Source organism: Bacillus sp. FSL L8-0358, assembly GCF_038593095.1.
GTDB classification, from domain to species: domain Bacteria; phylum Bacillota; class Bacilli; order Bacillales; family Bacillaceae; genus Bacillus; species Bacillus subtilis.
Window position 1 is genome coordinate 3070664 of the sequence record NZ_CP151962.1, and the last position, 14541, is coordinate 3085204.

General features: G+C 43.9%; 9 protein-coding genes. All 9 read right to left on the reverse strand.

The window, feature by feature from the left end; all coding sequences use genetic code 11:
• Nucleotides 1-21: 21 nt before the first annotated feature.
• Nucleotides 22-1296 (reverse strand): L-rhamnose isomerase, encoded by a 1275-nt coding sequence (rhaA, locus tag NYE49_RS15885; RefSeq protein ID WP_047183090.1) that lies wholly within the window; start codon nucleotides 1294-1296, stop codon nucleotides 22-24.
• A 25-nt stretch (nucleotides 1297-1321) separates the two neighbouring features.
• A complete protein-coding gene (rhaM, locus tag NYE49_RS15890) occupies nucleotides 1322-1636 on the reverse strand; it encodes an L-rhamnose mutarotase (RefSeq protein ID WP_015384478.1) in 315 nt (104 codons plus the stop codon).
• A 17-nt stretch (nucleotides 1637-1653) separates the two neighbouring features.
• A complete protein-coding gene (gene rhaB, locus NYE49_RS15895) occupies nucleotides 1654-3111 on the reverse strand; it encodes a rhamnulokinase (protein WP_342410419.1) in 1458 nt (485 codons plus the stop codon).
• A gap of 4 nt (nucleotides 3112-3115) precedes the next feature.
• On the reverse strand, nucleotides 3116-3892 hold the full coding sequence (gene rhaR / locus NYE49_RS15900) for a rhamnose catabolism operon transcriptional regulator RhaR (RefSeq protein ID WP_181220077.1): 777 nt from the start codon (nucleotides 3890-3892) through the stop codon (nucleotides 3116-3118).
• A 57-nt stretch (nucleotides 3893-3949) separates the two neighbouring features.
• The gene (locus NYE49_RS15905; protein ID WP_047183091.1) at nucleotides 3950-6019 is read right to left on the reverse strand and encodes a bifunctional rhamnulose-1-phosphate aldolase/short-chain dehydrogenase; all 2070 of its coding nucleotides are present in this window, start codon (nucleotides 6017-6019) and stop codon (nucleotides 3950-3952) included.
• Nucleotides 6020-6154: 135 nt separating this feature from the next.
• Nucleotides 6155-8143, reverse strand: a complete 1989-nt coding sequence (tlpB, locus tag NYE49_RS15910) for a methyl-accepting chemotaxis protein TlpB (protein ID WP_047183092.1) — start codon at nucleotides 8141-8143, stop codon at nucleotides 6155-6157.
• A 113-nt stretch (nucleotides 8144-8256) separates the two neighbouring features.
• Nucleotides 8257-10242, reverse strand: coding sequence for a methyl-accepting chemotaxis protein (gene mcpA, locus NYE49_RS15915; RefSeq protein ID WP_342411025.1), 1986 nt, complete (start codon nucleotides 10240-10242; stop codon nucleotides 8257-8259).
• A 125-nt stretch (nucleotides 10243-10367) separates the two neighbouring features.
• Nucleotides 10368-12356 carry a methyl-accepting chemotaxis protein TlpA gene (gene tlpA, locus NYE49_RS15920; RefSeq protein WP_123373904.1) on the reverse strand — a complete coding sequence of 663 codons (1989 nt, stop codon included), beginning with the start codon at nucleotides 12354-12356 and terminating at the stop codon, nucleotides 10368-10370.
• A 176-nt stretch (nucleotides 12357-12532) separates the two neighbouring features.
• Complete coding sequence (gene mcpB, locus NYE49_RS15925; protein ID WP_123373903.1) at nucleotides 12533-14521, reverse strand: methyl-accepting chemotaxis protein McpB; 1989 nt, start codon at nucleotides 14519-14521, stop codon at nucleotides 12533-12535.
• Between the last annotated feature and the right edge of the window lie 20 nt (nucleotides 14522-14541).

The window sequence follows — 14541 nt, forward strand, 5'->3', positions numbered from 1 at the left end:
AATGCCGCGGCGGATTTTTTATTAGACAATCGGAGAAGATGCCTTCCTCTTTAAAAGCACCTGTTGTTCATATTCTTTGATGTCATGAAGCCATGCCTCTTTTACCGGAACGCCCATTTGCTCACAGTAGGAATCCCAGATGGCTCCGAAAGGATATGTTTTGAATTCCTCCATCAGGGCCAGCCTTTCTGTATAGCGGCCCTCTTCCTGCAATTGTTTTAAATAGCCGTTCGGGAGAAGCAGGGCATACAATAAAGCTTTGATCATATTTCTCGTTCCGATGGTCCAGGCGGCTACACGGTTAATGCTGGCATCGAAAAAATCCAGACCGATGGCGACCTTCTCAAGAGCATGATTTCGTACAATTTCAAGAGCGATTTCTCTCAATTCATCATCCAAAACCACTACATGGTCGCTATCCCAACGAACAGGCCGCGATACGTGCAAGGCAAGCTTGTCTGTGTAAAGCAGCATGGACGAGATCTTGTTTGATACCGTCTCAGTCGGATGGAAATGGCCTGTATCAAGTAAACAAAGCTTATGATTCGTCAAAGCATAAGCTAAATAAAATTCATGAGATCCGACAACATATGATTCGGAGCCAAGCCCGAACAGCTTGCTCTCGATTGAATCAAGATTGTGTTGTTCACTGATCTCCTCTGCGAAGATCCGATCCAGTGATTCTTTTAGTCTTTTACGCGGTGTCAGCCTATCACTCGGGATATCCTTATAGCCGTCGGGAATCCAAATATTCGTCAAGCAAGGTGTTCCTAATTCTTTCCCGAAGTATTCCCCGATACGGCGGCACGCGATGCAATGCCTGATCCAAAATTCTCTGATGTCCGGATCAGGGTGTGAAAGGGTGAGTCCGTCAGCCGCTTTCTCATGCGAAAACAAGGTTGGATTAAAATCTAAACCGAGACCAAGTTTTTTTGCCCATTTCACCCAGTTTTCAAAATGCTGCGGCTTCAATTCGTCACGTTCTACCGCTTCCCTGTTTGTTTCTGCGTATATCGCATGCAGGTTTACGCGGTGCTTTCCAGGAATGAGAGAAAGAGCCTTCTCCAAATCTCTTCTTAATTCTTCAGGAGTTTGCGCTTTTCCGGGATAATTGCCGGTCACGTCAATTCCGCCTGAAAGCTCGCCCTTATTTACTTCAAAGCCTTCAATATCGTCACCCTGCCAGCAGTGGATCGAAATGGGCACTTGCTCTAATTGCCGAAGCGCCTCTTCAACATCAATTCCCCATTTTTCATATGCCTGTTTTGCACTGTCATAATTGGTTTTTATGGTCATACGGCTCTCTCCCTTTATCAGTTTTTTAATCCAAATAAAAAACTTCCTTTAGATCTACCGAAACAGGACTGAAATCCGAATTTGTTTTCATTAATGGCGACATCGATTTCCACCATCTTTGGCAAACTTCTGTGTCCGCCATCTTTCTCCATTTCTCTTCATCCTCTATTTCTAAATATGCAAAAAGCCTGCCTGTTTCCTCGTCTAGAAAAATGGAATAATGGTGTGCTCCATGAGCTTTGAGTGCTTCGGCCATCTCAGGCCAAATGTCATCATGCCGCTGCTTGTATTCTTCGTACTTGTCTTGATGGACAAACATGATACTGGCTTTTCTTTTCAAACCTTTTCACCTCTTCATCATTGAGATAGCGCTTTCAAAACAGTTTGCTGAAAGGACTGAATGATCGTGCTTCTGTCAATGTCTTTAGGTGTAAACACTTTGATCGGAAAGGAATTTCTGACGACTTGCCGGGCTTCTTTTATGTCTTTGACTTCTTTGGCAGCAATCATTTGCATCAAAAGATTTCCGGTGGCAGTTGCCTCTATCGGCCCTGCATATACCGCTTTTCCACTCATGTCTGCCGTTAATTGATTTAAGAAGTCATTTCGGGCTCCGCCGCCGATGATATGAAGCTGCTGAATCTGTTTTTCTGTGATCGTTTCCAGCTCTTTGATGGCAATCGCATAGATGATGGCTAAATTGCTGTAGATGCAGCAGGCAAGTTCGCCTGCAGTGCGAGGAGTCTTTTGGCGGGTTTGTCTGCAATAATGTTGTATTTCCTTTATCATGTTTTCTGGATTCAGGAATCGTTTATCATTTAAGTTTATAAATTGCTGGAATGGTTCTGTTTTTTCGGCTTCTTCTGCAAGCTGCTGAAAAGAATAATCTGCTTGTAACTGCTGTCTGACTTCTTGTATCACCCACATGCCGATAATGTTTTTGAGAAAGCGAATGGTGTTGTTTGCGCCGCGTTCATTTGTATAGTTGTTTTCTAAAGCAAGATCAGTTATTATCGGTGTTTTGTTTTCAATCCCGATTAACGACCATGTTCCGCTGCTGATATACGCCCAGCCATCATGTACGCCTGGCGCCGCAATGACGGCCGAGGCCGTATCATGTGTTGCGACTGTCATCACCTTGCACGCCGGGAGATCATAATCCGGGAACCACTCATTTCTTAGCTTCCCGAGCTCACACCCCGGTTCAGTCAGCGGCGCAAATTGCTGTTCCTGAACGGACACGGCTTCAAGCAATTCAGGATCAAGATTTCCCGTTGAGGCGTTTAAAAGCTGTGTTGTGGACGCGTTTGTGATTTCCGTTACAGCTTTTCCGGTTAAACAATAGCCTAAATAATCAGGAACCATCATAATTTTGTCTGTCTTTTTCAGCAGCTCACGGTCTTCTTCATACAATTGATAGATCGTGTTGAAAGGCTGAAATTGTATTCCTGTTTTTTGATAAATTGCGGCTTTTGAGAGGATATGTTCCAGTTTGTCTATTGTGTGATCTGTTCTTCTATCACGGTAGGAGATTGCTTCCCGCAACCGATCGCCTTTTTCGTCCAGTAAGACATAATCAACTGCCCATGTATCAATGCCTACGGTGCAGTGTTCATACCCAAGCGTCTTTACTTTTTGCAGTCCTTGCAGGATTTGTTTTAGCAAATGATCAATATCCCAAAAGCAATGCCCGTCTCTTTGACTGAAACCGTTAGCGAACCTATGAATCTCTTGTATGTTAAGCTTCCCTTCATTCAGTTCACCTACCATGATTCTCCCGCTTGATGCGCCTATATCAATGGCAGTATAAATCATTCTTTCACCCTCTCTTCGAAAGAGGAACAGCTGTCACCTTCACCTTTTTGTCCTCAAGAGCTTTTACCGATGCCGGATCAAGTCCAGAATCCGTAATTAGGCGGCTGACATCTTGCAGCGAGGCTATATGTGAAAACTCGCGGTTCCCCCATTTGCTTGAATCGGCCATCAAAATGGTCTGGTCCGACCTTTCGATCATCCGTTTTTTGAGCAGCGCCTGCCACTCATTTGAATCACTCATCCCATTGTGTACGTCAAATCCCTTACATGACAGAAAGGTTTTATTGACATGATAGGTCTCAAGTGAACGCTCTGCTAACGGGCCGGCAAATGATAATGATTTTTCCAGCAAAATGCCGCCTGTTGAAATGACTGATATGTTTTCTTTATTGCTGAGTTCAATAGCTGCTTTCATTGAGTTTGTAATCACGGTGAGCTCAATGTCTGGGAGTATTTTCGCCATGTACCAGGCGGTTGTGCTTGCATCGAGAATGATTCGGTCTCCGCTTTTTACATATTTGGCCGCTTCGTGAGCGATAGCTTTTTTTTCGATGACATTCGTGATTTCCCGTTCAGAAAAATGAATTTCTGATTCCTTCTGCTGAATACTGACCGCTCCTCCGTGGCTCCGGCTCAGTTTATGTTCTTTTTCAAGCTTTTCAAGATCACGCCGAATGGTTTCCTCTGTGACTGAAAATATGTCACTTAATTCGGAAACGCGGATGCTTGAACGCGTATTCACTATTTCCACTATTTTTTGCTGCCGTTCTGCTACTAGCATCAGTAACGCCCTTCCTCATATCGTAGTCCATCTTATATTTTTTATCTTAGCATATTTCTAACGCGTAAAAGCAGCAGGGACGCCGCCGTCTACCGTAATCATGCAGCCCGTTGTTTTTTCGGCTTTGGAAGAAGCGAAGAATGCAATGGCTTCGGCAATATCCTCCGGGTAAATATTGACGAGCAATGCTGTACGTTTCCGGTAATGTTCCTCCAACTGATCTGGTTCAATCCCGTACGCCGCGGCTCGTTCCTCCCGCCAGCTTGAACCCCAGATTGCCGATCCTTGAAGAACTGCATCAGGCAAAACGGAGTTGACCCTAATGCCGAATTCTCCACCTTCTGCTGCGATGCATCTTGCTAAATGGGTTTCAAGCGCCTTAACAGAGCTGTAGGCAGAGGCGTTTTTGCCCGCATAAACCGAATTTTTCGATCCGACAAATACCATGCTTCCGCCTCTATTTTGCTGTTTCATCTGTTTAAACGCTTCACGGGCTACAAGGAAATAGCCTGTTCCTAAAACATTCATATTAAGATTCCATTCTTTTAGACTTGTTTCGTCAAATGGGCTTGATGTGGCCAGCCCGGCATTATTGACGACGATATCAATGCCGCCGTAAGCAAGCGCCGCTCGTTCAAAAGCTGACTGTACGTCTTCCTCCTTTGTCACATCCATTTTGACAACCATTGCCCGTCCTTCTCCGTATGCATCGTTTATTTCCCCGGCAATTTTCTGTGCACCTTCTATATTCAGATCAGCTACGATCACGTGCCCTCCCTCAGCTGCAAATCGGCGGCATGCTGCACTGCCGATTCCGCCGGCTCCTCCAGTTATCAACGCGACTTTTCGGGAAAATTCTGCTTCCGGCGGGGCCAGCGTGAGTTTATATAGTTCGAGCGGCCAATATTCGACATGGTAGGATTCATTTTCATGTAAAGAAACAAATTGCCCCAGAGCGGTTGCTCCTTTCATCACGGCGATGGCCCTCCGATATAAAGCCCCGCTTACTTTAGACATGGCATAACTTTTTCCTGTATTCACCATTCCAATTCCAGGAATCAATATCACCCGCGGGGCGGATTCAAAGATTTGATCCCCATCCTGCTGATTGCGTGTAAAGTAAGCCTGATACTCTGATGTAAAGGTCTCGACTCCTGACTTGATCAGATCCGCAAGCTTGTGCACATCTTGAGTTTCCGGATTCCAATCAATGTACAGCGGAACCCGTTTTGTGTGAACAAGGTGATCCGGGCATGCCGCACCGATTTGCGAAAGTGCTGGCGCTTGGACACTGTTTACAAATTCCAAGACGTCGTCATGATCATCATAGGAAAGGATCATTTTCTTTTCTTCACTTACTGCTCCTCTGATCACAGGCATGATGCCTGCCAAGATTTGTTTTCTTTTATCCTCCGGCAGCGGCTGATACCTTTTGCCTCCGAATACCTCATGCTGATTGATACGATCGTTAATATACTGCTCGGCTTCTTGAATGATGGATATCGTTTTTTGATAACATGTTTCAGACGTCTCTCCCCAAGTGACTAAGCCGTGTTTCTCCATTAATACAAGCTCGGCGTGGGGATTGTTTGCTACGCCTTCAGCGATCATTTTAGACAAAGTAAATCCAGGACGGACGTATGGCACCCATACAAACCGGTTTCCATAAATGTCTTCAGCGATTTGTTTTCCATTATCTGCACAGCATATGCTGATAATCGCATCTGGATGGGTATGATCAACATGTTTGTATGGCAGAAAAGCGTGTAATAGCGTTTCAATTGAAGGGCGGGGATGTTTGCTGTCTATCATACAATGAGACAGGTAATCTACCATTTCTTCATCTGGCATTTGGTCCCTTTTAATCAGCGGGCGGATATCATCTAATTTCAAACCGGTAAAGTTATGCGCTTTCATTGTTGCCAAATCCGAACCGCTTCCTTTTACCCACATGACTTCTATTTCACGGCCTCTAAAATCCTTTTCCGTTGTTTTCATAGATGTATTCCCCCCGCCCCAGTTGCAGACAGTGCGGTCTGACCCGATCAGATTGGACCTGTACACCAATTCCTCTACACCTTTAGGCAGCTGTGCAGCTCGCTCTGAATCCCATATATGTTTCACCATATTTGATATTCCTCCATCCCCTTTTATTTGTATCCGTTTTCATTATATATGATTTCCGTTTGTTTTTGAATTGTTTTTGTTTATTTTTGTTTTTAACAAAAAAGAAAGCAGCAGATATGCCGCTTTCTTGTTTTATTAAGATTCAATTTTAAATTTCTTCGTAATGTCCTGAAGTTCTTCCGCCATGTTTGCCAACGTTTCCGCTGAAGAGCTGATTTCTTCCATAGACGCAAGCTGTTCTTCAGCCGAAGCTGCGATATCCTGAATGCCTGCTGAGCTTTCTTTCGCCACTGCAGAAATATCTTCAACAGCACTTGACACTTCCTGTGATCCGGCTGACAGTTGTTCAACCGTCGCATTCAAGTTTTGCAATTCGCCGGAAATTTGGGTAGTCATCTCATAGATTTGTTTAAAGCTTTCCGCTGTTTGATCCGTAATCTGCAAGCCTTCTTTCACTTCATGATTCACGGATTGGAACATCGAAAGTGAGGTGCTGATTTCCCTGACAATCTCTTGAATTAATCCTTCAATTTCCTTGGCGGAGTCTGCTGATTGTACAGCAAGTTTTCTAACCTCTTCCGCAACTACTGAGAAGCCTCTTCCGTATTCTCCCGCTCTTGCCGCCTCAATCGCAGCATTTAATGCAAGCAGGTTGGTTTGATCAGCAATGCCATTAATCACATTCAAGATGCTTGTGATGTCTTGCGATTTTGTTTCAAGGCCCTTTACAACCGCTTCCGCTTTTTGAACGGATTGGTCAATTGTTTTCATCTGGCCGACTGTATGCTCCACCAGCTTTTCTCCGCTGCCCGCTGCCTCAGAGGACTGAATCGATGATTTCGTAATGGTTGAAGAGGCCTGAGCCACTTTTGAAATCCCCTCGTTCATTTGAGAAAGATGATTTGAGCTTGTTTCCAGTTTCTCGCTTTGTGCCTCGTTGCCATCTGAGAACTGTTCGATGGCAAGTGTAATATGTTCAGTTGCCTTGCTTGTTTGGGCTGCGCTTGCCGTCAGCTCCTCAGAAGATGAAGCAACGTTTTCTACAGACGTTTGAATAACGCCGATTACAGAACGCAATGATGCAGACATTTCATTAAAGCTTTCGCCAAGCTGGCCAAACTCGTTTTTCGAGTGAATGTTAATGACTTCTGTGAGATCTCCGCTGCTGATTTTTGCAGACGTTGAGACAAGTTTTCTTAACGGCTTGGTGATGGCACGGATAATATAGAGTATGAGTATGCCGCCGATTACAATTGACACGCATAGAATGATAACCGCAGTGTTCAGCACCGGGCTTGAAGCATCTTGCAATTCACTGACAAAATATGTGCCCGCGATTTTCCAGCCAGTCAGTTTATTTGTCGTAAAGGCCATTTTCTTTTCTTTGCCTTCGAATGTATATTCAAATGAGCCTTCTTTTTTGGAATATACTTGGTTTGTCCAATCGCCGGAACCGGTTGTCCCCGGCTTAATGGTCGGATGGGCGATATATTTTTTGTTGCCAGTCGTAATAAATGCAAAGCCTTCTTTACCGATTTTGATTCTTTTTGATGCAGTAAGCACTTCATCCAGGTTTAAATCCAGCGCTATAACCCCTGAACCGTCTTTTAATTGTTTTGAAATTGTGACAACGATATCTCCTGTCGCTTCATCGGTATACGGTTCTGAGAAAACAGCTTGTCCTTTTTCCGCAACCGCCTGTTTGTACCAGTCACGTCCTGTCGGATCGAAGCCTTTCGGAACACCGCTATCCGGATATTTATAAAGCTTCTTATCTTCTGAAGCAGCATAGATTGCGCCTACATCGTCGTTAAGTGTCGTGTACTGCTTAAATTTCTCTTTCAGTAATGTTTTGTTTTTGCCTAGCAATATGTCTTTATCGACAGTCTCACTATAATAATCTATTGCTTTTACTTTATCTTCTAATTTATTTTGCAGCGTACTGTTTAGTTCTTCAACATTTCCCTTCGCACTGCTTATGAGCTCTCTGTCTAACGCATTCCAAGCTGATTGATAACTGAAATATGCTAAAACCCCAACCGGCAAAATAAGCACTGCCAGAAACGCAGCGATTAGCGGTTTGCTGATCGATGGCTGTTTGATCCATTGTATGAATTTTCCCATTCTCGTTGACTCCTCCTTTAAGATAAATCTAATATCGTCAAACTAGGATAAAAGGTTTAATAAAAAAACTAAAAAAAACACCCAAGCGCAACAAGCTTGGGTGTTAAGGCTTATTATTCGATTTTGAATCGTTTGGTCATATCCCGAAGCTCTTCCGCCATAGAGGAAAGGGTCTCTGCAGACGAGCTGATTTCTTCCATGGAAGCTAGCTGCTCTTCAGCTGACGCCGCGATATCTTGTATATGCGCTGAGCTTTCTTTTGAAATCGATGCAATGTGCTCAGACGCTCCCGAAACTTCTTCGGAGCTGGCAGAAAGCTGCTGAACCGTCGCACTCATATTTTGCAGTTCGCCGGCGATTTGGTTCGTCATTTCAGAAATGCGTTTGAAGCTCATTTCTGTTTTATCTGTGATGTCAAGTCCTGTCTGCACCTCTTGATTGACAGATTGGAACATGCCGAGTGATGTATTGATTTCCTTCACAATTTCGATGATTAATCCTTCAATCTCTTTTGCTGAATCTGCTGACTGTACTGCCAGTTTTCTTACTTCTTCCGCTACAACGGAGAAGCCGCGGCCGTACTCGCCTGCGCGCGCTGCTTCAATTGCTGCGTTTAAGGCAAGCAGGTTCGTCTGGTCTGCGATGCCGTTGATCACACGCAAAATGTTTGTAATATCTTTCGATTTCGTTTCCAATCCGCGTACGACTTGCTCCGCTTCTTTAACGGACTTGTCAATGACATTCATTTGGCCGACGGTTTGATGAACAAGCTTGCCGCCTTCACTTGCAATTTCTGTCGATTGAACAGATGAATCAGTGATCACTTCAGAAGCTTGAGCCATATTCGTCAACCCGTCATTCATTTGATAAATGTGCTCTGCTGCCGTTTCAATGTTTTCGTTTTGTTTTTCATTGCCGTTAGAAAATTGTTCAATCGCCAATGTAATGTGCTCTGTTGCCTTGCTCGTTTGCGCAGCTGATGCAGTGAGCTCCTCAGAGGAAGCGGCAACATTATCTACCGAATCCTGGATGGCGTGTATGAGAGAACGAAGTGACGATGCCATATTGTTAAAGCTTTTGCCAAGCTCGCCCAATTCATCTTTTGAACGGATATCAATGGTTTCCGTCAAATCTCCCTCGCTGATCCGCTTAGAGGAACCGACAAGCTGTTTCAGCGGTGTTGTAATCGACCGAATGATCAAAGTCATGACGATAATCCCTATGATAATAGCTGCGGCCAAGACAATTAAAGCAAGGTGTAGGACAGGCTGGGCTGCCTCATGGATTTCATCCAAATACATGGTGCCGCCGATCTTCCATCCCGTCAACTTGTTTGTGTCAAAGGCCATTTTTTTCTTATCGCCATCCATGGTGTATTGAAAATCGCCTTTATCAGCACTCAACATCTTATCGAGCCAGTCGCCTTTTAATTCAGTTCCTGATTTTTCATTCGGGTGTGCGACAACTTTTTTGTCCTTCGTCATGATAAATGCGTAGCCTTGTGTGCCGATGTTGACTTTTTTGGTTGTTTTCAGCAGATTTTCAATCGTCATGTTGATTGCGATAACGCCTGAACCATCTTTTGTCTGCTGGGCGATTGTCACAACCATCGTATTTGTCGACGCGGTTTTATAAGGGTCTGTGATCACGACTTTCCCTTTATTTGCAACCGCTTTTTTGTACCAGTCGCGTTCAACCGGATTATAGCCACTTGGCATCGGAAGATCCGGATAGCGGGTAAAGTGCCCTTTTGTGTCACTTGTATAAATGGATTCTACATCCTTGTTAATGCTGATATATTGTGAGAATTTCTCTGCAATGCTTGCATGGCTTTTTGCATTGTATTTCTCTTTTGTCAGCCATTCGCTGAAGTAAGCAGCACTGTTTTCTTTTTCGCCGATGCTGGTGTTAATGATTTCGTTTAATTGCTGTACATTTTCCAATGCGCTCCCCATCATCTGTCTGTCGAGTGAGCTGCTAGCCGATTGATACGCAAAGATCGCCAATATGACAACCGGTATGATGAGGATCGACAGAAAGGAAACGAGAAGCTTCCGTGTAATTGATCTTTGTTTTATGAGTTGGAGTATTTTTTTCATCATTCATTTCTCCTTTTTTATGCTACCCTTCATATCGGCTGGAAATGGGTAAATATATACAGCAAAAAAGAAGAAATTTAACAAAAGTAACTAATTTCCCATAAATAAATAGTATTTTAGACCTATTATTTATCTACTTTAAATTGTTTTGTCAGATCACGGAGTTCTTCAGACATTCTTTCAAGCGTCAGTGCAGATGAACTAATCTCCTCCATGGATGCCAGCTGTTCCTCAGCTGAAGCGGCGATATCTTGGATGCCATCCGAGCTTGCCTTAGAAATGGCTGTGATATCATTTGAAGCTGCGGAAATTTCTTGAGCTCCCGCTGACAGCTCCTCAACCGTCGCATTCATGTTTTGCAGCTCGGAAGCAATTTGATTGGTCATTTGCGATATATGTTTGAAGCTCTGTTTAGTTTCATCCGTCATGACAAGCCCTGTTTCAACTTCTTTGTTTACGGACTGAAGCACGTTCAGTGATGTGTGAATTTCTTTTACTATTTCACTGATCAGCGATTCAATTTCTTTTGCTGAGTCAGCCGACTGTACCGCGAGCTTTCTCACTTCCTCAGCGACGACTGAGAAGCCCCGGCCATATTCACCCGCTCTGGCAGCTTCAATGGCGGCATTTAAAGCCAAAAGATTGGTTTGATCCGCAATGCCGTTGATGACACGCAAAATATTCGTGATATCCTTTGATTTGATCTCCAGCCCTTTCACCACTTGTTCCGCTGCTTTTACGGAATGGTCAATTGTGTTCATTTGGCCTGCTGTTTTCTGGACGAGTGTCTCCCCTTTACTTGACACTTCTGTTGAATCTGCTGATGTCTCTGTAATCACTGCTGCAGCCCGCGCCAGCTCTGCCAATCCGTCATTCATTTCATTAATTTGTTCGGTTGTCGTTTCTATTTTCTCGCTTTGGCTTTCACTGCCGTTTGAAAATTGCTCGATAGCCATCGTAATGTGCTCAGTGGCTCTGCTTGTCTGGTCTGCCGATGCAGTCAGCTCTTCAGACGATGAGGCAACGTGCTCTACTGAGTCTTTGATCCCGTGAATGAGCGAGCGAAGCGAGTGTGCCATATGATTGAAGCTCTCGCTCAGAACGCCGAGTTCATCTTTTGAATTGATTTCAATCGTTTCGGTTAGATCGCCTTCACTAATTTTTTCAGCGGATGCGACAATGCGTCTCAATGGCTTTGTGATGGATCGAATCACAAAATAAATCGCCGTCATTCCAGCTGCGATGGCAATCGCCAGAACGATTGAAGCCATGATCAGAACCCTGCTTGCAGCATCGTGAATCTCGTTTGCATACATCGTGCCGCTAATTTTCCAGCCTGTTGTTTCGCTTGTTGCAAATGTCATTTTTTTCTTTTTGCCTTTGTACGTATATTCAAAGTCCCCGCTTTTATCCTTGTAGAGCTTATCAACCCACTCCCCTTTTAGCTCTGTTCCCGCTTTTTCTCCGGAGTAGGCGATGACTTTCTTGTTTTGGTTCAAGATAAAAGCATAGCCTTCTTTTCCGATATGGATTCCTTTCGCGGTAGTGACTAAGTCATCAATTTTCATATCAATGGCGACAACGCCTGATCCATCCACCGTTTGACGGGCGATGGTGACGACCATTTTTCCTGATGAAATCGATTCATAAGGCTCAGTGACAATTGTTTTGCCTTTATTGGCCATTGCTTCTTTGTACCAATCTCGTTCCAAAGCATTAAAGTCACTTGGCATGTCAGCGTACGGATAACGTGTGAATTCCCCGTCTTTGCCGCTTGAAAATACCGCAGCGACATTATCATTCATTTGGATAAATTGTTTAAATTCCTGTTTCAGCTCTGTTTTCTTTTTATCCTGAAATTTTTCTGCTGTAGCCCAATCGCTGAAATACGCGAGGCTTTTTTCAGTCGTGCTGATTTTATCATCAATGATGTGATCTAATATCTGAACATTTTCCTTTGCGCTTTGCGTCATCTGTACATCAAGTGAGGCAACTGCTGATTGATAAGCGCTAACCGAAAGGGCGGTTATCGGAACAATTAAGATCAGCAGGAAAGAAATAATAAGTCTCCTTGCAATTGATGATCTGCGAATAGTGGTGAGTGTTTTTTTCATTTCCTTTTGAACCTTCTTTCAATAATTTACAAATTATATCGGCGGATCTTCCTTTAAATTACATTGAAAATGGAGGAAAAAATGAAAAATAGTTCTAAATTCACCTGTTAAACTAGGACTTTATTATTGTTTACCATATAAAAAAACAGCGCTTTGATAGCGCTGTTTTTCGGTTTTTACTCGATTTTAAATTGTTTCGTCAGATCACGAAGCTCTTCTGCCATCTGCGCAAGAGTGGTCGCTGAGGAACTGATTTCTTCCATGGAAGCAAGCTGTTCTTCAGCTGATGCGGCAATGTCCTGGATGCTTGCCGAGCTTTCTTTCGACACGTCTGCAATGCCGCTGACTGCTGCTGAAACATGCTGTGAACGGTCTGACAGCTGCTCGACGGTGGAATTCATCGTCTGCAGCTTGCCCGCGATTTCGTTTGTCATGCTGAAAATGCTCTGGAAGCTTTCTTTTGTATTGTCTGTGACAACAAGTCCGGACTGTACTTCCTGATTGACCTCTTTAAACATGTGAAGAGAGGTGTCGATTTCTGCGACGATTTCTTGGATCAGCTTTTCGATTTCTTTTGCTGAATCGGCTGATTGGACAGCCAGCTTGCGCACTTCCTCCGCTACGACAGAGAAGCCGCGTCCTGACTCTCCGGCACGCGCCGCTTCAATGGCTGCGTTTAGTGCAAGCAGGTTTGTTTGGTCAGCGATTCCGTTGATGACTCTCAAAATGCTTGTGATGTCTTTTGATTTTCCTTCTAAGCCTTTGACAACAGCTTCAGCCTGCTGAACAGATTGATTAATCGAGTTCATTTGTCCAACTGTCTGCTGCACAAACTTCTCACCCGTTCCGGCGATTTCCGTTGATTGGATAGATGCCTTTGTAATATCTGACGATGTTTGTGAGACTTGCTGGAGTCCTTCATTCATTAAGTTCAGCTGATGAGAGCTGGATTCAACCTTTTCGCTTTGCTCCTCGTTTCCGTTTGAGAACTGCTCAATCGCCATCGTAATATGCTCGGTGGCTTTACTCGTCTGCCCGGCAGATGCGGTAAGCTGTTCGGAAGATGCAGCCACATTGTTCACCGAGTCCTGAATAGCGCTGATCAGCGAGCGGAGAGATTGTCCCATTTCATTGAAGCTTTCCCCAAGCTCCCCAAGCTCATCCTTTGAATGGATTTCGATCGTTTCGGTCAGATCCCCCCTGCTGATCGTTTTCGATGATTGAACAAGACGTTTTAACGGTTTTGTAATCGAACGAACGATAAACAGAATTAAAATTCCGCCTGCCATAATGGAAGCAATCAGCACAATCATTCCTGTTGTCAGCACAGACTTTGAGGCATCCTTAATTTCATCCATATACATTGTGCCGGCTATTTTCCAACCAGTCAGTTCGTTTGTAGTATAGGTCATCTTTTTATCTTCGTTATTAAGAGTATACTGGAGTTCACCGCTGTCATTCGCATACATTTTGGCTACCCAGTCGCCTGAAAGCTTTTCTCCAGCCTTATGGTTCTTGTGGGCGACATAGGTTTTGTTTTTTGTTGCAATGAAAGCATAACCTTCTTTTCCGACCTTGATTTGTTTCATTTGTTCTAACAATTTATCAATGGTAATATCCATGGCGACAACGCCAGATCCGTCCTTCAGCTCCTGTGCAATGGTAATGACCATGCTTCCGTCACTCGCAGCCACGTAAGGATCTGTCACGACAATTTCACCGCCGGCCTTCATCGCATCCTGGTACCAAGGCCGTTGTCTCGGGTCGTATCCTTCCGGCAATTTTTCTTTTGGCGCTTGTACGTAAGTGCCGTTATCTGCGCCCCCATAAATTCTGGCTACTCCTTGATTAATAGATACATATTGTGAAAATTTAGCTTTGATCTCTTCTTGATTTGATTTCCCTTTGAATGCGGATCTTTTAAGAGATTCACTGAAAAAGGTGACTGCTTTCGCTTTTTCTCCCAGATCATTTGTAACAGTTGTATTAAATGTATCGACACTGTTTTTCGCATTTCCCATAATTTCCTGATCCAGCTTTCCGCTGGCGCTTCGGTAAGAGCTAAATTCTAATATAAGGATAGGGATAATGAGAATCGCAATAAATGAGACGATTAATTTCTTTGAAATAGACGGTTTCTTCAGCCAATTGATAAAAGTCTTCATGTCACTTGCTCCTTCAGGTT

What these genes read in the sequence shown, in the direction of transcription:
- mcpB (WP_123373903.1), bottom strand. Translation starts at nt 14,521, where the DNA reads ATGAAGACTTTTATCAATTGGCTGAAGAAACCGTCTATTTCAAAGAAA.
- rhaB (WP_342410419.1), bottom strand. Translation starts at nt 3,111, where the DNA reads ATGATTTATACTGCCATTGATATAGGCGCATCAAGCGGGAGAATCATG.
- tlpA (WP_123373904.1), bottom strand. Translation starts at nt 12,356, where the DNA reads ATGAAAAAAACACTCACCACTATTCGCAGATCATCAATTGCAAGGAGA.
- rhaA (WP_047183090.1), bottom strand. Translation starts at nt 1,296, where the DNA reads ATGACCATAAAAACCAATTATGACAGTGCAAAACAGGCATATGAAAAA.
- rhaR (WP_181220077.1), bottom strand. Translation starts at nt 3,892, where the DNA reads ATGCTAGTAGCAGAACGGCAGCAAAAAATAGTGGAAATAGTGAATACG.
- mcpA (WP_342411025.1), bottom strand. Translation starts at nt 10,242, where the DNA reads ATGAAAAAAATACTCCAACTCATAAAACAAAGATCAATTACACGGAAG.
- tlpB (WP_047183092.1), bottom strand. Translation starts at nt 8,143, where the DNA reads ATGGGAAAATTCATACAATGGATCAAACAGCCATCGATCAGCAAACCG.
- NYE49_RS15905 (WP_047183091.1), bottom strand. Translation starts at nt 6,019, where the DNA reads ATGGTGAAACATATATGGGATTCAGAGCGAGCTGCACAGCTGCCTAAA.